Annotated in this window: 1 pseudogene; it reads right to left on the minus strand. The window is 69.4% G+C overall.

The features are described 5' to 3' along the window. Positions 1-477, minus strand: a pseudogene (locus tag GT045_RS21965) (glycogen debranching enzyme); the annotation flags it as partial.

Consider the following 477-nt stretch of genomic DNA (forward strand, 5'->3'; position numbering starts at 1 on the left):
GATCTCGTTGTCCTGGCAGTAGGCGTTGTTGTTGCCGCGCTGGGTGCGGCCGAGTTCGTCGCCGTGGCAGAGCATCGGGATGCCCTGCGAGAGCAGCAGTGTGGCGAGCAGGTTGCGCTGCTGGCGGGCGCGCAGTTCGAGGACGGCCGGGTCGTCGGTCTCGCCCTCCTCCCCGCAGTTCCAGGACCGGTTGTGGCTCTCGCCGTCCCGGTTGTCCTCGCCGTTGGCCTCGTTGTGCTTGTCGTTGTACGACACGAGGTCCCGCAGCGTGAAGCCGTCGTGCGCGGTCACGAAGTTGACGCTCGCGCGCGGCCGGCGCCTGCTGTGCTGGTAGATGTCGGAGGAGCCGGTCAGCCGGGAGGCGAACTCGCCGAGCGAGCCGGGCTCGGTCCGCCAGAAGTCCCGCACGGCGTCCCGGTACTTGCCGTTCCACTCCGACCACAGCGGCGGGAAGTTGCCCACCTGGTAGCCGCCCTC

Origin of the sequence: Streptomyces sp. SID486 (genome assembly GCF_009865385.1) — a bacterium.
GTDB lineage: Bacteria > Actinomycetota > Actinomycetes > Streptomycetales > Streptomycetaceae > Streptomyces.